The following is a 19,744-nucleotide window of genomic DNA, read 5'->3' as shown; positions in this document are numbered from 1 at the left end:
TTCCCATGCCGTCATAGAAAGCGCAGAGAAGATCCCAACGCTTGTCCAGGTGAAGGGAAACGAGATAATCAAGACCGTCTTCGCCAAAGCTTGGAAAGTGAGAGCGAAACAGCTTCAGGATTTCGTCTTTGCTTTTTCTCTTGATGAACACCGGCCGGAAGCGGAGCTTCCGTGCAAGATCCGCTCGAATTTCATGGATTTGATCCTTGTTATTGGCATCCAGGACATCATCCAGAACCCGCTCTTTTGCTTCATCACTCAGGAACCGCCAGATATTCTTCATAACTCTCCCTTGACCCCGATGGCCCGGACTCTTGTCCGGGCTTCGGGGCACCTCTTATGTCGCAGATGTTCTGGCTTTGTTATGAACAGAAGCCGGTTTTCTACCTAAACCTTCTCCGCCTCGTCCTGCTTCTTCTGATCCTCCTCACTGAAGACCATGGATGAGGCGTCGTTGCAGCGGAAATAAGAAACCGAGTCAGCAAGGCTCTGGAAGGCCGTGTGATAACCATCGCGGCTCATGTGAAGGCGGGCATCCTGGCGAAATCCATAACTCAGCGACTCGTCGTAAGAGTCGAGATCCGAGCTCAGGAAGACAAACTGCCAGTCGTCGGCACTCTTTTCGTCAATCATCTTCCGAATCTGGTCCTTTGAATACTCCTGGCTCGCATTCTCCTGGCCATCGGTAATCACGGCCACGACCACCTTGGAAGGCCGGTCCTGTTCTTTTGCAAGACGGAGTTGTCGCTCGAGATCAAGAATACTGCGACCGATCGCATCAAGCAGGGGAGTGGCGGCACGGGGCACGAAGGTCTCGCGCGTGAGTTCAGGAACCTCCTTGATCGCAAGGAAGTCGTGAACGATCTCGAAAGGATCCTGCGAGTCGAACTGAATGAGCGACAGGGTGGCCTCGCCGTTCTCCTTCTTCTGCTTGTTCAGGAAGGCGTTGAAGCCGCCAATGGTGTCGTCGCGGAGGGGCTCCATGGAACCGGTCCGGTCAAGGACAATGCTGACATGCGTCTTGTTCTTTTTCATTTCTATCTCCTTTTGACGGTTTGCCCGATTCGGTCCCCATCGGCCGAGGGCTTGGGTTTTTCTACTCTCCCCGGGAGAACTCTCTTGCCAGATCGACCAGAGCCCGCAGCAGGGCGGGATGCCGGTTTGGCTGGCGAACATGAAGTTCCAGTCCCTCTGCCAGTTCCAGGCGTTCCCACTGACTGCCTTCCTGCTCGCCTTTCAGGCTCGGCATGCTTTCCAGACGGCTCTCGGCATACAGGTAGGGTGATGCCCTGCAGAAATTGGCCAGAACAGGGGAAGTGCTCAGGTCAGGGAATCCCGGAGCAGATTCAGGAGCCTCCTCCGGGATTCTCCCGGCTGCTGCTCCTCTTTCCAGCCGGTTCCTGATTTCGCGAAGGGGGAGGAAGTCCTCCTTCATCCGGCGAATCTGCTCGAGAAGGTCGAGATAACTCTCATCGTAGCCTGCATAGCGACCCCTGAGGGGGGCTTCGGGAAGAAGGCCTTCCTGGATGTAGTAGCGGATCGTCCGAACCGTTACTCCCGCCAGGCGGGCAAGCTCTCCGATGCTGTACAATCTGCCTTGAGTCATGTTTCTCCTTGGGGCATGAAGAATATAGCAGTATTACGCAATACTGTCAATATAGAAAAAACAAGTAAACTTAACTTACTGTGGTACAGGGGGTTGGAAGGTTCATTCAGGCACGGTCTCGCCCTCAGGGGGCACTTTTGGGCGTAGTTGGCTGGGGAAGTTCAGCACGTGATTGTGGCGCACTAGCCTACTGTTCGCCCGGGGTGTGTCCTACCGGATCAGAAGCAGTTTTTCGGTCTCCTGCATTTTCCCGCTTTGCATCCTCAGGAAGTAGAGTCCGGAACTCATGTTCCGTCCCCCTTTGTCACGCCCGTCCCAGAGCAGTTCCTGCTCGCCGCTTTCAAATACACGATCGGCCAGAACGATGACTTCCCGCCCGCTTACATCCAGAATGGACAGTCTTGCCCGGTCCTGTTCGGCGAGAACGAACTTCAGCGTTATGCGTGGATTGAAGGGATTGGGGAAAGCGCCGAGGAGACGGGTCGGGTTCCCGGCAGGAAGAAGGTCGAGTTCTTCTGAGCGAAGCAGATTCCAGAAAGCTCCGTCCTCTGTTGCGAAGAGCGAGTATTCAAAGCGCCCTCCGGTGGCCAGATCTTCGTGTCGGTCGACTGCGCGAAACACACCGGGAAGAAGCTCTTCGTGCTCCAGTTCCCGGTCACCGTTGACCAGGACACGGAACAGGGCAGGGTTGCTCCCCGCCTCGGTTTCCCAGTACAGGTTTACCTCTCCGGGGAGATCCTGGAGGTCGAAGCGACTGAGAAAGACAGCCGTATTGTCGAGACAGTCGACGGGAGCGGCAAAGATGCCGGCATAGGTGTCGCTGTAGAGGAGTCTTTCTCCTGCGGGACAAACATCTGTAACCTGGAAAGGGGATTGCGCCGTTCCCAGAAAGACGGGGTCCAGGGGATCACTGATGTCGATGGCGTGGACTCCGTGGTACTTGGCCGTGACATAGGCGACATCGCCGCTCAAGCGGACAATCATGTTGGCCCCTCCCAATGCCACTGTTCCGATGGTCACGGGCAAGAGGGGGTCATGCACATCGACAATGTCCAACTGGCTGTAATTGGCGACATAGGCCAATCCGTCCCGAACTTCTACCCCATAGCAATAGGAGGGTGATTCCAGCGTGGAAAGCTCCACAGGGTTTTCCGGATCATAGACATCCATGATGAGAAGACCATCCTCATGATTTGCTACATAGAGGATGGAGTCCTGCATGGCGATTCCGTTGGGAGTTTCGACCAGCGGGTAGCTGCTGAGGGTCTGGGGATTTTCTGGATTATCGACATCGACCAACTGAATGCCGAAGTTCTTGTCGGCCATGGCAACGATGTTTCCGGCAACGGCGACGGCGATCGTGTAGCCAAGGTCGGGAACCACCGAGAGAAGGGACGGGGAAAGAGGGTCGCTGATATCAAGAATCTCAAGTCCGGCAGAATACGCGGGCACATATGCCAGATCTCCCGAGACGGTAATGCCGTACGGGTTTCCAGTGGAGGCAAGAGTGGCCACTTCACTGACTTCCGGAAGGCCAGAGAGGTCGAAGACACGAACTCCTGCTCTGTAGTCGGCGGCCAGTACATAGTCTCCATAGTCTGCGATTCCCAGAATCCAGTTTGCTGCTTCTCCGAAACTGTTGATGAGAAAGGGGTCAGACAGGTTGCTGATTTCAAAGAGTTCAAGTCCATTTGATTGATGGGACAAACAGGCCAGGTTTTCCGAGAAGCAGAGAAAGTCGCTTCCTTGCCCTCCTGCCTGAGAGTGCAGGGTGGGGTTCGCAGGGTCGCTGACATCCAGCACGCTGAGGCCACTCTCCAACTCATCGCTGGTATATCCGATGCTAAGGAGAAGCATGTTCTCATCGATGAGTTCCAGGCGATCAATGTCGGCGGCCACATCCCAATGCCCTGCCATGACCGGATTGGAGGGGTCGCTGACATCCACGACCTCCAGCGCAGAGTCATTCTCTGCAATCATGAGATAGTCCCCTACTAGTTCGACATCGTAGGCGTTTCCGAGGGTTGCATACTCTGACAGAACCTGGATGTCGGAGAGATCGCCAAGATCCAGAATCCGCAACCCTGAACTGGTTTCCGCCAGGTAGGCAATCCCGTCTTCGACATGGATTCCCCAGCTGAAACCGGGAGAGTTGTAAGTTCCGAGTGTGGTGATATTCGCGGGGTCGCTGACATCAAAGGCCTTGATTCCTCCATAGCCTATCGCTGCGTAGAGGGTGTCTCCGGAAGCAGTCATTCTCCTTGTGTACCCGCTGACACCGAGGGGGGGCAGGGGAACAGGGGGACCGGAGCCCTGGATGTCATAGACCAGCGCATCAAATGCCCCATGCATGAGGTAGAGAATGTTCTGGTGGATGAAAAGTCCCGAAGTGTCATCATCGGAGTTGATTCGATAGAGAATCAGGGGTTCCTCAGGATCCGAGATGTCGTAGACCTTCAAGCCGACCCCATCGGAAACATAAAGCCGGTCGCCTGAGATAGCCGAAGCTCCCGAGGAGCCATTGCCAAACATTTCCAGAATTGGTGGAACAGGGTTCGGGTAGTGGTCGGCCCAGTTTTCACAGGGTTCGGCAAGAATAGGCAGGGAAAGGCAGAGAACTGCCAGGCAGATCCAGTGCTTCATATTCGTTCCTTGAGGGCGGGAGGAGAGTGAGGTGAGGTTCTCCCGCCACGCAAATACTATCGGAAAGTAGGAATAATGGCAAGGCGATCCTGTCTCGATAGCGCAGGCCATACTCGCCTTGCCAATGCAAAAAGAGGGGGGCTGGGAAGCCCCCCTCTCGTGATCAGGAGATCAAACGGTACTAGAAAATGTGATAGATAAACTTCACCCGTGCTTGCAGGTCGGCCTCTTCTGCATCCGCGGGATCCGGGTCGCTCCGGTAGATCAGGGCTGCACTACCGGAGAACTTGTTGGTAATGGACTTGATAGTCTCCAGGAGGAAGTAGGCTTCCTTGTCGGCATCGCCTTCTTCCGGCAGGAAGATGTCAAAACCCACCTCTGCATGGCTTGCCCAGGTGTAGGAGTGATCCAGCCAGTAGTGCCCGTAACAGCTCAGATCGTGGCCACTACCTTCTTCCAGGCTCTTGTCATAGCGAGCCCCGGCATAGAATTGAGCATTCAGACCCATGGGCTTGCCGTATTCAAACTCTGCAAAAACACCGCCCTTGGGAGCCGGGTCCAGGCCCGTCAGGAACTGGTTGTGGTAGCCACCCCTCAGGTAGTACCCGGTGTAGCGGGGAGAAATGCTGTAGATCGCAGCAGTCAGAATTTGCTGAACCTTCATGGCAGCCCCCGGCTTCCCGAGCGCCTCGGCAATGTCACCGTAGTAATTCAGTGTCCAGTCATCCTTGTACTTCACCTGATAGTCGGTGGCCTTGGCGATAATGGAAGCGATTTCCCCGACACTGCCATCGTCTCCTCCTACCTCATCTACAATGGCTATGGCCTGTGCAAGGGGCTGGGCATTGGTGAGCCGCCCCATGCCTGCATAGACATCCAGATCCAGTAGCTTCTCCAGATCCAGATCCGCTTCCTTTGACAGGTCCAGCCAGGCGTCTGCACCAAAGGACAGTCCCGAGTAAGAACCAAGGTACTTCTGGAAACCGAAGTCCAGGCGATCCTGCATCACAGTCGTGGCATCCGCTTCCCCGTCCTTGTCGTAGTCAATGTCGAAGTTTGTGCCGTAGTAATACGAAAGACTGTGGAACTGGCTCAAGAAGCGGTAATCACCCCCGAAGTTGAAAGAAGTCCGGGAGTCGTCCCCGGTCTTGGTCCAGTTCAGCAGGTCATCCCCGTCCACATAGAAGCTCCGGTACTCAAACTCTGGAATTGTGTAGTTGGAGTAAATGGATGAATCCAGTGCATCGGCATTGGTCGGAAAAATGAAAGCCAGGGCCAGAATGGCAAGGCAATACTTCATCGGCGTCCTCCTTTGTGACGCGCCCCGGAGTATTGACAGTACGGCTAAGGCGATCTGCCATGTCAATTGCCAGCCAGGGCAAGAATGGTCAGTTTCTGGGTTCACTCCATCCGAATGCACGAACCCTATTATTGAACCATCACCAGAATATCTTTCTGTAGAAGGCTGTCAAGAAGAAAGGGGAAAAACTACTTATTCAGTCGATTCCGAAGCAGCATCAGGCGAGGCTCAGTCATTTCCTCGATGGCGAAACGAAGCCCTTCTCTTCCCAGGCCACTGGCCTTGACCCCTCCATAGGGCATGGCATCCACGCGCAGGCTGGGGATGTCCCCGATGACCACACCGCCGACTTCACAGTTCTCAAAGGCGTGAAAAGCATGCCCGAGATTGTCGGTAAAGAAGCCGGCCTGCAGTCCGTATTCCGACTTGTTTACCCTTTCGACAACGGAGGGGAAGTCGTCGAAGGCTTCCAGAATGGCAACCGGACCAAAGGCCTCCTGAGAGGAGAGGGGCAGGGAGTCGGGGACTTTCTCCAGCAGGCTTGCCTCCATCCATGAGTCGTGGCGAGTTCCTCCGCAAAGCAGGGTCGCGCCCTGATCAACTGCCTCTCGAATCCAGTTCTCGACGCGCTCTGCATCCCCGCGACTGATGAGCGGGCCGAGCTCGGTGTTGTCGTCCAGGGGATCGCCGGTCTTCAGAGCTTTGGCCGCAGTGAGCAGTTTTGCGCGAAGCTCCTCATAGAGGCTTCGATGGGCAAAGATTCTTTGAACCGATATGCAGCTCTGGCCGGCCTGCCCGAAGGCGCCGGCCGTGATTCTCTGAGTGACATTGTCCAGATCCGCACCCTCATCCACGACACAGGCTGCATTGCCGCCCAGCTCCAGGGAGACCTTCATGCGTCCTGCAAGGGACTTCAGTCTCCAGCCCACATCCGGGCTTCCCGTAAAGGATAGAAGTTTCATGCGAGGGTCGCCGGCCAGGTTTTCTGCGTCCTCCCTGCCCAGGGGCAGGATGCTGAATGCTCCCTCGGGAAGTCCGGCTTCTGAGAGAATCTCTCCGAGGATGAGAGCGGAGACCGGAGTGAGCGAGGCGGGCTTTACGATAAAGGGATTTCCTGCGGCGATGGCGGGGCCGACCTTGTGGGCCACCAGATTCAGGGGAAAATTGAAGGGAGTGATCAGGGCACAGGGACCGATCGGGAAACGACGCTGGATCGACTGCAGTTCCTCGGTTCCGGGAGTGATGTCCAGAGGCATCCATTCGCCGCCGATACGAAGTGCCTCTTCCCCAGCCACCTTGAAGGTCTCGATGGCGCGTCCCACTTCGACGCGGGCTTCTTTCAGTGTTTTTCCGCTCTCCCGAGCCAACACTTCCGCCAGTTCTTCCCGTCGCCTGTCAATGGAACCAGAGACATATGTGAGAATCTCCTGCCTTCGCCAGGAGGGGATTTTTGCCATGGCTGGAGCGGCCTCGACGGCGGCATCCAGAGCGCGCTCCAGATCCCGGGAGTCGGCCACTGCCACTTCACAGAGCTTCTCGCCGCTGGCCTTGCAAAGAACATCCAGTGTCTGAGAGGAGCGGGAAGCCGCGCCCGCAAGATAGAAAGGAAAATCCCGATTCATCGGCACCCCGCCCTTACAGGGAAATGATCTACATGGATTCAAGGCGAGACTAGCGGGGGAGACAGGAGAAGTCAAACGGAGGAGTTTACTTCAGAAGAAGCAGTTTTCGGCTTCTGAGATCCCCTTCGGTTTCGAATCGAAGCAAGTACACTCCCGATGCGACCGGCTGATCCTGCTCATCTCGCCCCACCCATCGGAAGGTATGTTCTCCGGCTTCATAGGATCCCGAAGCCAGCACGCAAACCCTTCGCCCTTCCACATCGTGAACCGCAAGAGACAGGAAGCGTATTCTGTCGAGGGATAGGCGAATCTCCGTTTTCGGGTTGAAGGGATTGGGAAAGGGGAGTCCCAGGGAAAGGGCGGGAGGCGATGCGTCCTGGGACTCCGTCAGGATGACGCTATTGCGTTCGCAGGGGGTTCCATGATCATTGGAGGCACCCCAGTTGGCCGGGTCTGCGTTTTCGGCCAGAGCGTCGAGAAGCTCCAGAGTGGGGCCCAGCCCATCAGGCTGAGTCGGCCAGGGAGGGCTGTCATCGTATTCGACATAGTCAAAGAGGGTTCCTTCGTTGTCAAAGAGACGAAGTGCCTCCCCGCTTCCGCTGAATCCGAAACTCAGGTTGCCAAGGATTGGTTCTGCATCGGGGAAGAAGGAACGGAAGTCCAGACTGTCGCAGCATAGAACCAGATAGCCGTCCTTCGGGAGAATCGTCAGTTCAGGAAACACAAAGTTGTGGGAATCATTTCCGTCCCTGAAAATCCATCCCCCGAGATCAATGGAAGCTCCCCCGGGATTGTGCAGTTCAACCCAGTCTTCGGTGTCGAAGTTGTCAGCAGAGTGGTAGTTGATCTCGTTGATCACCACAGTTCCCGGATTGTCTGCCAACTCAAAGAGGGCAGTAAGCTGATAGTTGTAGGGCCCGGAGGGCTGGATCGTGATGGACTCTTCCTGGGGCAAACTCTCATCCGACCAGCCGGCAAAAATCATCCCCGGGCCCGGAACCGCGAGCAGTGGGATGGGGACTTCCTGGAAGTAAATCCCCTCCCAACTGGAATCTACAGAACAAGCCGTTAACTGAATGTGTCCGCTTCCCGGAGGTGAAATATCAAGAGACAGGTTCAGAAGACCCGGAAGAGAAAACTCGTTCCGAATGAAATCCCGCATAAAGCTGGAGCGATTCGCAAGAAACTCGCGAATGAGATCCAGTTCATTGTACCAGGAAGGAATGGACAGACCCCATCGCGCTGAATGACGGAGAACTTCCTCTTCGATCCTTGAAGCCAGAGAGTCAAAGAGAGGGATCGACCGGTCCGGATGGAAGGTGCTGTTCATATGATCGGCAAAACAGTTGATGAAGTCCTGACGGAATTCATCACTTTCCAGCAGACTCCGAAGAAGAAAGGTGGACCAGGGAGGATTGGGCCAGCTCGGACCATCCTCTTCAAGAGCAAAGGCCAGAGTGTTGAAAGTGTAGGGCTCGTCAGCACCGAGACCAAAATCCAGGTCGAAGGGAATCCACCTCCAGCGCCCTCCGGGTGTCTGGGGCCGCCAGAAACGGATGTTGTTTCCAGGCCAGTCCGTGTTGGAATAGAAAATCTCCGCAACATTGTAGTTGGCAAACTCATCGACATCCATCTGTGACTTGACCCACTCGTAGTTGGCAGAGTCCGCCATGCTGTTCGCTTCGATGAAATTCAGCATGTCCAGATAGTGCGTGTTGTCTCCTTCGACGATGGTGGACTGATGCTCCAGAATGTCGATCTCTTCGTGGTCAATGCCGTAGTGATCCTCAAGGAAGTACTCATTTTTCTTCTCGCGGAGATTCAATAGTCCCCAGTATTGACCATTCAGGTAAACACGCGCCGGGCGGTAGGCCTGCGTGTCCAGATCCGCATCCGAGATCAGGGCCTGCATGTAGGCATCTCGGAGATGGCTGTCCCAGAAATCACTCCCCGAGTTCCGGAGCAAGAGATGCTTGAAGGAGGGGACCTGAATGTCGTCAAAGATCGCATGATGAAAACGACTGGAGCCATAGCCGGAACGCGCGACAATGTTCAGCGACTTTTGGGGAAAGACCCTGCTCCAGCCACCGTAGATTTTGATGCCTGCATCTGTCCTGAAAGCGCTGCTTCCGTCAGTCTCGATGAACTCGACATGTACCGGCCTCTCCCAGTCTTCCCAGAAATTGGCTCCATAGTGAGGGGCTTCCGGTTCGAAACTGTCTCCGAGAACATGGATCCCGTATTCAGTGTCCCAGAGATTGTACGGATCGCTAACAAGGGAAACCGTGCACAGGGAGGGGACTTCTTCGAAAATGTAGGAATGGGACACCACGGGGCTCGGCAATCGGCCATCCTGAAAGGCGCGGGCCCGGATGACGGAAGTTCCCAGAACAGGAATGGGCGTCGTGTAGGCGAAACTGCTGTCTGCTCCTCCTGATTGGGTAGGGAGTTTTCCATGAAATGTGTAAAAAACCTGAGTTGAGTCGGAAGACCAGATTTCCAGTTCGAAGGGGCTCAGACGATAGCCGCCATCAGTCAGGAATAGGGGAGGAGCCGCAAAACCGGCATAGCCTTCGCCATTTGCTTCCTCAGGCGTCGGCGGCGAGAAGTAGTTCCAGTCGGCAGCTCCGTCGGGAGAGCGTCCCCTGGAGATGTCCGCATACATTGCCCCGGTGTCGATCTCGTCAGCTTCAGAAGCTCCGGCATCAAAGAGAAGCAGCTCTTCCCCTTCGGCGCTGATTTTGAAGTTTGTGTGGAGTTTCGGGAAGAGACCCTTGATGGCTTCGGGAAGGGGCGGGGGTTCCGGTGGCTCCTCATTCATGGACAGGGTCAGGAAAGGAATCATGCTCATGTCCGGGGAGTAGATCGAGTAATTGTGTACTTCAATGGCCAGGATGTTCTCACCGCTTCGCAGGTGCTCCAGAGCCGAATTGTGAATCACCTGGGTCGGATTTCCCCCGCTGTACATCTGGGCTTCGTGCTGGCTGGCTGCTGTCTGCCACCAGGGGACAGAGTCCGGAGGGGGAATATCGAAACCGATTCGTAGAATCTCTTCGCCGTTGAGCCAGACCAGAAATGCATCATCGTAGTCGATATGAAAGATCAGATTTCGAACCAGGGAACTGTCGGGAACATGAAAGCTGCGACGCATACTGATGGAGATGCAGGGAGGAACCGCCGTCGCATCATCAAAGTCGCCAAAGCCGATTCCCGTTGGCCCGCTGGGCCAGGATGAATCATCGAAATCCGGGAACTGCCAACCTTCAGAAGGCCCTTCATCCTCATTGGGATGGTATTGCCAGATGTCACCCCTGTCGATCTTGTTCCACAGGAAACCGGCCCACTCTGAACGGTCCTTTCCGGAAGCAAAGACCAGAAGGTGATCGTTGGGGAGAATGACTGTGTCCTTGAAAAGCCACTTCATCGGCTCATCTTCATCATCACTGAGAGCCCAGTCATTGAGGTTTATGGACTGCTCGGTAGAATTGAAGAGTTCGATCCAGTCCGAGGTATCTCCGTCTTCGTCGAGAAGCCCATTCAGGTTGGAAGCGAGAAACTCATTGATCTGAACCTGAGAGAGAGCAGGGAAGGGAAGACAGAGAAGTGCCACGAGGGTAATGCTCGGAAAAAAGGAAGCTGAAGAGTGTCTCTCGGGTACCATTCGCCTGCCCAAGGATACAGTTTATTGAACATTATAGCACATATATCCTCGGTGATCCTTTGGGGGACCCCGCAATCTCAGGGAAGCACGAGGAAGACGACACTCTCTTTCGTTTCCAGAAATGGCTGCAGTCGATAAGTCTTCCCAATTTCCTCTGTGCTGTGAAAATTGTGGCGGCTCCCGAGAAAAGGAAGTTCCTGGAAGAAGACCAGATAGACTGGCCTGTCACCCTGAAGTTCCTGAAGGAAGTCGGCCAGTTCCGTGGTCGGAGTCCTGCTTTCCCCGTGGATGAATCGCCGGGGCGACATTCTGGCCTCAATGCCGCAATGCAGGTAGAGCGCATCGCCGGCATTGCTGAAGACCTTCCCGACCGGTGCCTGCTTTTTGAGAATCTCCAGAATCTCCATCTCCGACCAGGCACGGTTCAGGAAGCCGGGGGCTCCCTCTGCTTTTGCATCCCGGAACTGGAGCAGCGTTTTTGCCGTGGGGAAAAACAGGAGAAGGCTCATTACAAGGGGCGCGGCGACTTTCATGAGCCGGGGGAGCGGGGGAAGAGATTCGTCGAGACCTTTCAAGAGAAGAAGGACAAGGGGAAGATAGATCGCCGACAGGTAGCGCATGTTGATAGGCTCATAGGCCACGGTACTGGAGGACCAGACGAGCAGGGCGAGGTAGAGAAGGATGTAGAGCCAGAAGGTCGAAAGCAAGCGACTTTCTGATGCCGCAACCTGGCCTGCATTATTCCTCTTCCAATAGAGAAAGCCCATCAGGAGCAGGATGCCCGCAAGGGCCAGCGGTCCCGCAAAGGGAATGCGCGCGGGGAGGATCCATCGGGCGGTTTCCGTGAACACCTGAATGAGGTTTTCGTGAAAAGGAGTCGTGGACGGGGCCCGCTCCCCCGCCACGGCTCCAAAGAGAAGCAGGTTGCGAAGGATCCAGACCGCCGGAAGCAAGGTCGCGAGCACACCAAATCCCAGGGCCCGGACAAGCCGCCTCCCGGGGCTTCCTGTGAAGAGAATCAGCAAGCCGGCAGAGGCCACCAGAGTGATTCCCGGGTGACGGCAAAGCCAGGCCAGCGTGGCCCAGAGCGCGGCGAGGATTAGATCCCGCCAGCTTTCCCTTTCGCGGTACTTCAGGAACTGCAGGAGAAAGAGCAGGCTGAAGAGAAGAAAGGGGCCTTCGGTCCAGGCCTGAAGGCCGATTTCAAAGAAGATTGGCGACAGGAGAAGGGCCAGTGAAGCCCATGCCGCAAGGAAGGGCGAGCGGAGTTCGCGGAAAAGCCACTGAAGGGCAAATCCCGTGCTGAGCGCAATGCAGAGAGCGCCGAGCAGGCGAACCCAGAGCAACTGCGGGATTGCCAACAGCGAGCCCAGGGAGATCAGAAGCGGGTAGAGCGGCGGCCAGAAGGTGTAGGGAGTGCCATCAAATTGCAGGAAGCCCTTTCCATCGGCGAGACTGTCGGCGGTCGAAAGATAGTAGACCGAGTCGGGCGTGACCCCCGGACCCCATGGCGAGGTAGCGGACATCAGCAGGACAAGGGGAAGCAGCGACAGAATCCAGGGAAGGAGTTTCTTCTTCAATCTTCATTCTCCTTGCGAAGGTCAAAGAGCTGTCCGCCTTCTGATTCCTCGATATCGCGAAGAAGGGAGGACTTGCCTTTCCATCTGCGGGCAAGCCAGAGGAAGGCGATAAGACCGATCAGCACGGCAAACCAGAGAGTAGCAAGCCGGAGGAGAAGCGTCGCCGCCGCGGCATCCGCTGCGACCAGTCCTCCGCGCTTGATGAGCATCAGGGCCAGACTTCCCTCGGTCACGCCAAGTCCCCCGGGCAGAAAGGCCACGGCACCGGCCAAGGTGGAGAGGGAGTAGTTGAATACCGCTTCCCCGAGAGACAGTCGGCTTCCAAGAGCGCGTACCGAGAGAGCCAGTGCCCAGCATTGCCAGAACCAGGCCACCGCACTGTAGAGGAGCATGGGAAGGAGTAGCTTCCATCGAAGCAGTGCGCGGCTTTGATCCAGAATTGATTCGGCGACTTGAGCGCTTCGCCCCGGAAGGCGTGGAAGAAGTCTTCGCAGGACAGGGGAGCTTCCTGCCAGGTAGACAAGAAGGAGAAGCACAAGAATAAGAAGCCAGAGAATGCCTCCCCGCCCACTTCCCAGTACCCCGACCGAAGCGAGAAGAAGCATGGCACCGGCGTCGCAGTAGCGTTCAGCAATTACAACCGGGATGACCTTTGCCACCGGTTCGCCATGCAGCTTGCGGACGAGCCAGGCTTTCAGGACTTCCCCGATTTTCCCCGGCGTGAGGGTGAAGAGAAAGCCACTAAGAAAGATGCCCAGGCTTTCGCCTTTCCGAAGCCGGATTCCCAGAGTCCGAAGAAGATATTCCCAGCGCAGGAATCGGAAGAGAAAGTGAAGCAGGGAGAGAAGGAGCAAGAGGGGAAGCCAGGCGAGTTGCATACTCCGCAAGGCAAGCACCGTGCTTTTGAAGTCTGCGAGAAAGGCAAGCACCATCGTAACGGTCAGGCCCAGGAGCAGGCTCAACACTATCGAAACACGCAGGCTTTGCTTCTTCACAAGCACAGACTCCAATGACGCGGTAGGCCTGATCAGGAATACGCCAGAATTACCGCAATCCGGAGGCAGGTCAAAGAAGTTTTAGGCGATGTCTTTTCGGGATCGAGTGGCTTCGGCGAAGAGGTTGATTCCTTCCTCTTCAAAGTGAATTACAGAGCATGGAGCCTGGAAGCGGGAAGCCATGAACAACTGGTCCATCTTTCGCTGATCGCGGTGAACGAGTTTCCAGTCCAGGATTTCTTCCATCATCGCGCGGGTGGGGTTGTCAGGGTGGAAGTTCCCCAGGATTACCCTTCCTCCGGGCTTCAGGATTCCGTGGATCCAGTTGAGAAGTTCCACGACCATCTCGTCTTCGAAGTAGTCAATCAGGCCAATGCTGTAGACCAGGTGCTGGGCGGCGATTTCCAGCGTTTCTTTTCCGAGGCTGAGTCGGAGGAGGTTCCCTCGCACTGTGCGAATCGAGTCCTGCAGATTCCGCTTTGCGGCTTCGTGTTTGGCGAATCGGAGGGCCCGGGGATCCATGTCCAGAAGGGTGAACTCGAGAGAGTGTTTCTCGGGTGTTTTCTCGAAGAAATCGAAGACTTCCCTCGCTGGCCCACAGGCGAGACTTGTCACTCGAGTGGTGGATCCGGGCGTCGTTAATTCCAGGCTTCGTTCAATCTGTCGGCTCAGAAGCCTGCGACGATTCCGCACAGCATTGCAGGCCGGCAGGTCAAGGAAACAGCGGTCCAGTGTGTTGCCTACAATTCCTTCGCCAGCAGGTTCATTCCGGTAGAAGAGCTCGATCGTCAGGTAGTCCCCTGCATAGCCGAGGGGCTTTTCCAGGGCCCGCTTTGCGAGGCCGGTTTTCATGATATAGGGAAGGTAACGCGTCCTGGCGAGCTCAACGATTTCCTTCCGGGTGTTTTCGGAAAGTGGCGAGTTTCTCCCTGCGATCATTTCCAGTTGAATAGAGAGATTGTCAAAGCTGCCGGCAATTTCCTGCTGGAGCTTGTCAACAAGTTCCCGTTTCCCCGCAATGTCGGCAAGTTCAAGATTGAGCAGTAGTTGCTCAAAGCTGTCAAAGGCCTCAGCCACCCGGAGGTAGATTCTCGACCTCTCCACTCCTGCAATCTGCCCTGCGTCGATTCTGTTTGGCTGGTATTCCCTGATTGCGCTCATCACATTCCTCCTTGACAGGTTTGCCTTCTACTATCAAGAGGCAAGCCAGTTGAAGGGGCAAGCTAACTCCTTGCAATAGAGCGAGTTGCGTTGTTGATGGTTCTGCATAGCTTTGAGCGGCTCTCGGATTCGAGAGATGTCTCTATAATTGAAACACCCGGCCGGGCCGGGGACTCTCCTTCTTCTGCTGCTTGAGGCGGGCCTTCTTGAAATCGAATGCTCTTGCTTCTGCACTCTACATCTTTCTATGATTCCTCCGGAAACCTGCCACCTTGAACTGCGTAGGCCTCCCGTTCCTCTCCATCCAGTAAAGGATAACATGCGCACCTCTCTCATTCTGACCGGGATCCTCTTCCTGGCTATTCCGGTCCTTGCCCTGCCCGCCTATGTTGTCGAAGGAGATCTTCACAAAGATCGGGTGGTCTTTCGCGCTGAGGACGATCTCTGGCTTGCCCGTCTTGCGGGAGACTCCCTGACCGATCTTCGCAGAATCACCAGTCACGACGGGGTGGAAGGACAGCCCCGGATCAGTCCTGACGGACGGCAACTGGCCTTCTCCGCCGAGTATGACGGCAACAAGGACATCTTTGTCATGCCCATCGAAGGCGGCGAGCCGCGTCGGATTACCTGGCATCCTTTCGCGGATCGTCTCGTGGACTGGAGCCTGGACGGGGAAAGCCTGGTCTTTCGCAGTTATCGGAACGACCCTCATCGCAGCAGTCATCTCTACCGGATTTCCGCAAGCGGAGGTGACCCGGAGCTTCTTCCGCTCGGGCGTGCCAACTATCTGGCCGTCGACCCCGAGACCGGGCTCTGGGCCTTTACCCGCACCTGGGGGGGCGGAACCTGGAAGCGTTACCGGGGTGGCACAGCCCCGGAAATCTGGGTCGGTAATCCCGACAGGGAGGACTACCATGAGGTTACCGACTTTGACGGCATGGACCTTCTTCCCATGTGGCACAATGGGCGGATCTTTTTTCTGAGCGACAAGGGGGGCACGGCCAATCTCTGGAAGATGCGGGCCGATGGTTCCGCACGGCAGCGCCTCACAGATTTCGGAAACTGGGACGCGCGAAGCCCTTCCCAGGCGCCGGACGGAAGGATTCTGTTTACCCTTGCCGGTAACCTTCAGGTATTCGATCCCGCTTCCCGGGAAGTGCTTCCCCTTCCGCTGGAGCTGCCCAGTGAGAGGATTCTCACCCGCCGTCGCTACCCGAACCCCAGCCTTTCCATTCGCTCCGCGGAACTTGCCCCCGATGCCGAGAGAGTTCTCGTGGAAGCGCGGGGCGAGATCTTCACGGTTCCCGTGGAAGAAGGCGTCACCCTTCCGGTGACCCGTGGAAGCGGGGCCAGGGAGCGGGCCATGGACATTCATCCCGATGGAAAGCGGGTGGCCTATGTCAGTGATGAAGGAGGCGAAGAGGCCATTCTCAGCGCGGATGCCTGGGGTCGCGGGGATCTGAAAACCCTGCGCGAAACGGGGGAAGAGGGCTACATCTACTCCATGGACTGGAGTCCGGACGGGAAGTGGCTGGCCTACAGCGACCACAGCCACGGGCTTTATCTACTGCCCGAAGAAGGGGGAGAGCCCTGGAAGATTGCCCATGGAGACGCCAGCGAGATTCGAAGCTATCGCTGGAGTCCTGACGGGCGCTGGATGGCTTACACCCATACAGACAATTTCGACCGCGGAACGATCTTCCTCTTCGACACCAGCGATTCCACGACACATCAGGTGACGAGCAATCTCACGTATGACAGCAACCCCACCTGGGATCCCGAGGGCAACTACCTGCACTTCATGAGCAACCGCACGGTTCGCCCGACTATTGGCAGTCGGGACTTCGAGACCATCATCGAGCCGGGGCAGCGCCCTTACTCCCTGCTTCTTCGGGAGGATGTGGAGAATCCCTTCCTGAAGAACGACGGGATTCCTCCCCTGGAAGAGGAGGAGAGCGATTCCACGGAAACGGACCTTGCCGAAGCGGAGACGGATTCCCTGGAAGTGGCCGAGACCGATTCCCTGGGCACAGAAGCTCCTGCCGACAGCACGGAACTTGCGGAACTGGAGAAGGACGAGGACGAAGAGAAACTGGATCCCGTGGAGATCGACTTCGATGGAATCCTGAGTCGATACATCGAGCACGAGAAGGTTCCGCCCGGACGCTACTTTGGCTTGCAGGCCTCAAAGGACAAGCTCTTTTTCCTCGCAAGACCCGATGATGAGGAAGAAGACGACGACGAAAGTGGCCACGGCAGCTTTGGCGGATTGAACCTGAAGAGCTACCAGATTGAGGATGAAGAGCTGAGCACCTTCGCGCGCGGCGTGAGGGGTTATCAGCTTCTCAATGAAAAGAACAAGATCCTTCTTGTGAAAATCATGGGCGGGCTTCAGGTGGTCGACAGTATGGCTCCTCCGGGGCCGGGAGCAGAGATGATGGATGTTTCGGGCCTTCAGATCGAACTCGACCCGCGAGAGGAGTGGCATCAGATCTATCGGGAAACCTGGCGCGTCATGCGGGATTTTTACTGGGATGAAAGCATGCAGGGCGTGGACTGGCAGGCTGTCCACGATCAGTACGCTCCGCTGCTGGATCGTATCGCGAGCCGCTCGGACCTGAACGACATCCTGGCAGAGATGATCGGGGAGCTCTCGACAGGCCATACCTATGTCTTCGGTGGCGATCATCCGCAAAGGGCCCGGCGCCGGGGAACCGGGCTTCTGGGCGCGACTCTCCAGCGTGAGGGCGAGGCCTTCCGTGTCGATCACATCTATCGCGGAGGTCAGTTGGACCGGCGACGCTCTCCCCTGGATGTGCCCGGAGTGGAGGTCGATGAGGGTGACTACATTCTGGAAGTCAATCTTCGGCAAGTACCATTGGATCGTCCCTTTGAGTCCGCGCTGGATAATCTCGCAGGACGCGACGTCATGCTGACCGTGGCGGACAGTCTGGGTGGAGAGACCCGCCATGTCATTGTTCACACGCTTCGCAGTGACTCTCGTCTGGTTTATCTCGACTGGGTTCGCCAGAATCGGGAAGCAGTGTCAGAAGCGACCGGGGGCAGGATCGGCTACATCCACATTCCCGACATGGGAATGCGAGGGCTCACCGAGTTCGGCAAGTGGTTCTATCCGCAACTGGATAAGGAAGGCATGGTCGTAGATGTCCGCTGGAACGGCGGCGGCTTTGTCAGCCAGTTGATTCTGGAACGCTTTCAGCGCCACATTATCAGTTGGGATCGACAGCGTCGTGGCGGCGTGATGACCTATCCCTATCGCGTCCTGAACGGACCTTTTGTCGTGCTGACCAACGAACATGCCGGCAGCGATGGCGACATTTTTCCCGCCGCTGTTCAATTGGATGGCCTGGCTCCGGTGATCGGCAAACGCTCCTGGGGCGGAGTCATCGGCATCCGTGGCTTCATGGGCCTGGTCGATGGCGGCGGTTTTTCCCGCCCCGAGTTTGCCTGGTGGGATTCCAAGAGAGGATGGTCGCTGGAGGGACACGGTGTGGATCCCGACATTGAAGTGGATAACCGTCCCCAGGATCTGGCCCGGGGTGAAGACCCCCAACTGGATCGGGCGATTGAGGAAGTGCTGAAGCTGCACCGCAAGCATCCGCCTCTGCGCCCTGACTTCGGGCCGGCACCCGACCGGAGCCGGGAAGCCTATCGAAAACGGGAACTGAACTGATGATCAAGGCCCCCGGCAATCCGGGGGCTTTTTCTTGCAATTCCCCTCAAGCTGTTCTTCCTTCTTCAAGGCATTCGCATCGAAGCGAAGGAAGGCATGTCCACTCTGTCCCGCATTTTCTTTCTCCTGCTCGGAGCCATCCTGGCTCTTCTTGCAGGACTCCTTCTGCCCGGGCTGAACCCGGAGCAGTCCCTCATGGCGGGCCTCTTCACCCTCGCTCTTGTCTACTGGATCAGCGAGCCGATTCCCCTTTATGTGACCGGTATTCTGGTCGCCTTCCTCGAAGCCCTTCTTTTGGGAGCCCTGGCAGAACCGCTGGGTCTGGAAGCCCGTAACTACCGCATCTTTTTGGCTCCCTTTTCCAGCCCTGTCGTAGTCCTGCTCTTCGGCGGCTTTGTCATGGCCAGGGTTTTCAGCAAGCACAATCTCGATCTGGAACTGGCTCGGGTTGTACTGGGGAGAATGGGAAACAGACCCTCGGTTCTTCTGCTGGCCTTCATGCTCCTGACCGCAGTGATGAGCATGTGGATGAGCAACACGGCCACAACAGCCATCATGGTGGCGGCGATCCTGCCTCTTGTTCGCCGAATGCCGGAGGGAAGCAATCTGCCGAAGGCCTTTTTGCTCGCGATTCCCTTTGCTGCCAATGTGGGGGGTATTGCCACTCCCGTCGGAACCCCACCCAATGCCATCGCACTCGGGCTTCTCTCAGAAAACGGTTTTTCGCTCAGCTTCTTTGCCTGGATGACCGCGGCCTTTCCCCTGATGCTGCTTCTCTTGATCCTGATCTACTTTCTCCTGCGACTTTTCTTTCCCGTGGGGAGCATGGAGCTGGATCTGGGCATTCCGGAAGGCCCTCGCACGGCCCACCGTGGCCTGATCTACACGGTTTTTCTTCTTACCGTGCTTCTCTGGGTCACCGATGGCATTCACGGGATTCCCGCCTCCTTGATTGCGCTTCTTCCTGTTCTTCTTTTTTCTGCGAGCGGACTGCTTCACAAGAAGGAACTGCGGGATCTTGGCTGGGACATTCTCTTTCTGGTAGGAGGAGGCATTGCCCTGGGAACGGGCATTCGGGAGACGGGCCTGGCAGATGTCCTGCTTTCATCCCTCTTGCCTTCGTCAATTCCGCCGATGGTGCTGGCCCTCGTTCTCACTTCCACCATCGCGCTTCTGGCCACCTTTATCAGCAACTCTGCCGCCGCCAACCTGATGCTTCCCCTGGTCTTTACCCTCGCAGGAGCCGCTCCCGTGGAACTGATGGTGATGGTGACGATTTGCGCGAGCCTGGGAATGGCACTTCCGGTCAGCACGCCTCCCAATGCCATTGCCTTCGGCTCGGATCTTCTTCGGGTTCGGGACATGGCGAAGGTCGGGGTGCTGGTGACGGTCTTGTCGGTGGCGCTCACACTGCTTGCGGGAAGAATCCTGTTTCCGCTCTTGCCATTTCTCGAAAGAGGGACACACTAGGAGAGGGGTTTT

At 56.5% G+C, this 19,744-nt stretch carries 12 protein-coding genes; 2 read left to right on the top strand and 10 right to left on the bottom strand.

Annotated features, from left to right (window positions below; translation table 11 throughout):
* The 10 genes from QGH30_08525 to QGH30_08480 form a co-directional block, all read right to left on the bottom strand.
* The coding region (locus QGH30_08525; GenBank protein MDP7022382.1) for a hypothetical protein at positions 1–283 on the bottom strand (283 nt) is incomplete at its 3' end.
* Positions 284–387: 104 nt separating this feature from the next.
* Complete coding sequence (locus QGH30_08520; GenBank protein MDP7022381.1) at positions 388–1,035, bottom strand: vWA domain-containing protein; 648 nt, start codon at positions 1,033–1,035, stop codon at positions 388–390.
* Positions 1,036–1,096: 61 nt separating this feature from the next.
* Entirely contained in the window at positions 1,097–1,606 is a 510-nt protein-coding gene (locus QGH30_08515) for a MerR family transcriptional regulator (protein MDP7022380.1), read from the bottom strand.
* 210 nt (positions 1,607–1,816) lie between these two features.
* On the bottom strand, positions 1,817–4,249 hold the full coding sequence (locus tag QGH30_08510; GenBank protein ID MDP7022379.1) for a T9SS type A sorting domain-containing protein: 2,433 nt from the start codon (positions 4,247–4,249) through the stop codon (positions 1,817–1,819).
* A 181-nt stretch (positions 4,250–4,430) separates the two neighbouring features.
* Complete coding sequence (locus tag QGH30_08505; protein MDP7022378.1) at positions 4,431–5,549, bottom strand: hypothetical protein; 1,119 nt, start codon at positions 5,547–5,549, stop codon at positions 4,431–4,433.
* Between the two features lie 188 nt (positions 5,550–5,737).
* Positions 5,738–7,171 (bottom strand): aldehyde dehydrogenase family protein, encoded by a 1,434-nt coding sequence (locus QGH30_08500; protein ID MDP7022377.1) that lies wholly within the window; start codon positions 7,169–7,171, stop codon positions 5,738–5,740.
* A gap of 85 nt (positions 7,172–7,256) precedes the next feature.
* Positions 7,257–10,832, bottom strand: a complete 3,576-nt coding sequence (locus tag QGH30_08495; GenBank protein ID MDP7022376.1) for a CotH kinase family protein — start codon at positions 10,830–10,832, stop codon at positions 7,257–7,259.
* 77 nt (positions 10,833–10,909) lie between these two features.
* A complete protein-coding gene (locus tag QGH30_08490) occupies positions 10,910–12,412 on the bottom strand; it encodes a glycosyltransferase family 39 protein (protein MDP7022375.1) in 1,503 nt (500 codons plus the stop codon).
* Complete coding sequence (locus tag QGH30_08485) at positions 12,409–13,374, bottom strand: lysylphosphatidylglycerol synthase transmembrane domain-containing protein (GenBank protein ID MDP7022374.1); 966 nt, start codon at positions 13,372–13,374, stop codon at positions 12,409–12,411. The genes QGH30_08490 and QGH30_08485 overlap by 4 nt, the downstream gene beginning before the upstream one ends.
* Positions 13,375–13,488: 114 nt before the next feature.
* On the bottom strand, positions 13,489–14,568 hold the full coding sequence (locus QGH30_08480; protein ID MDP7022373.1) for a class I SAM-dependent methyltransferase family protein: 1,080 nt from the start codon (positions 14,566–14,568) through the stop codon (positions 13,489–13,491).
* A gap of 319 nt (positions 14,569–14,887) precedes the next feature.
* Here QGH30_08480 and QGH30_08475 point away from each other — a divergent pair, with 319 nt between their 5' ends.
* Together QGH30_08475 and QGH30_08470 are read left to right on the top strand one after the other, a co-directional pair.
* Entirely contained in the window at positions 14,888–18,262 is a 3,375-nt protein-coding gene (locus QGH30_08475) for a S41 family peptidase (GenBank protein ID MDP7022372.1), read from the top strand.
* Between the two features lie 96 nt (positions 18,263–18,358).
* Positions 18,359–19,732 (top strand): DASS family sodium-coupled anion symporter, encoded by a 1,374-nt coding sequence (locus QGH30_08470; GenBank protein ID MDP7022371.1) that lies wholly within the window; start codon positions 18,359–18,361, stop codon positions 19,730–19,732.
* Positions 19,733–19,744 lie beyond the last annotated feature (12 nt).

The sequence above is a fragment of the Candidatus Krumholzibacteriia bacterium genome (genome assembly GCA_030748535.1).
Classification (GTDB): Bacteria; Krumholzibacteriota; Krumholzibacteriia; order JACNKJ01; family JACNKJ01; genus JASMLU01.
This window is presented reverse-complemented; position numbering and strand designations above follow the sequence as displayed.

Excerpts from the sequence above, each read along its gene's own strand:
- QGH30_08515 (MDP7022380.1), bottom strand. The coding sequence starts at position 1,606 with ATGACTCAAGGCAGATTGTACAGCATCGGAGAGCTTGCCCGCCTGGCG.
- QGH30_08500 (MDP7022377.1), bottom strand. The coding sequence starts at position 7,171 with ATGAATCGGGATTTTCCTTTCTATCTTGCGGGCGCGGCTTCCCGCTCC.
- QGH30_08495 (MDP7022376.1), bottom strand. The coding sequence starts at position 10,832 with ATGGTACCCGAGAGACACTCTTCAGCTTCCTTTTTTCCGAGCATTACC.
- QGH30_08475 (MDP7022372.1), top strand. The coding sequence starts at position 14,888 with ATGCGCACCTCTCTCATTCTGACCGGGATCCTCTTCCTGGCTATTCCG.
- QGH30_08480 (MDP7022373.1), bottom strand. The coding sequence starts at position 14,568 with ATGAGCGCAATCAGGGAATACCAGCCAAACAGAATCGACGCAGGGCAG.
- QGH30_08470 (MDP7022371.1), top strand. The coding sequence starts at position 18,359 with ATGTCCACTCTGTCCCGCATTTTCTTTCTCCTGCTCGGAGCCATCCTG.
- QGH30_08510 (MDP7022379.1), bottom strand. The coding sequence starts at position 4,249 with ATGAAGCACTGGATCTGCCTGGCAGTTCTCTGCCTTTCCCTGCCTATT.
- QGH30_08520 (MDP7022381.1), bottom strand. The coding sequence starts at position 1,035 with ATGAAAAAGAACAAGACGCATGTCAGCATTGTCCTTGACCGGACCGGT.
- QGH30_08505 (MDP7022378.1), bottom strand. The coding sequence starts at position 5,549 with ATGAAGTATTGCCTTGCCATTCTGGCCCTGGCTTTCATTTTTCCGACC.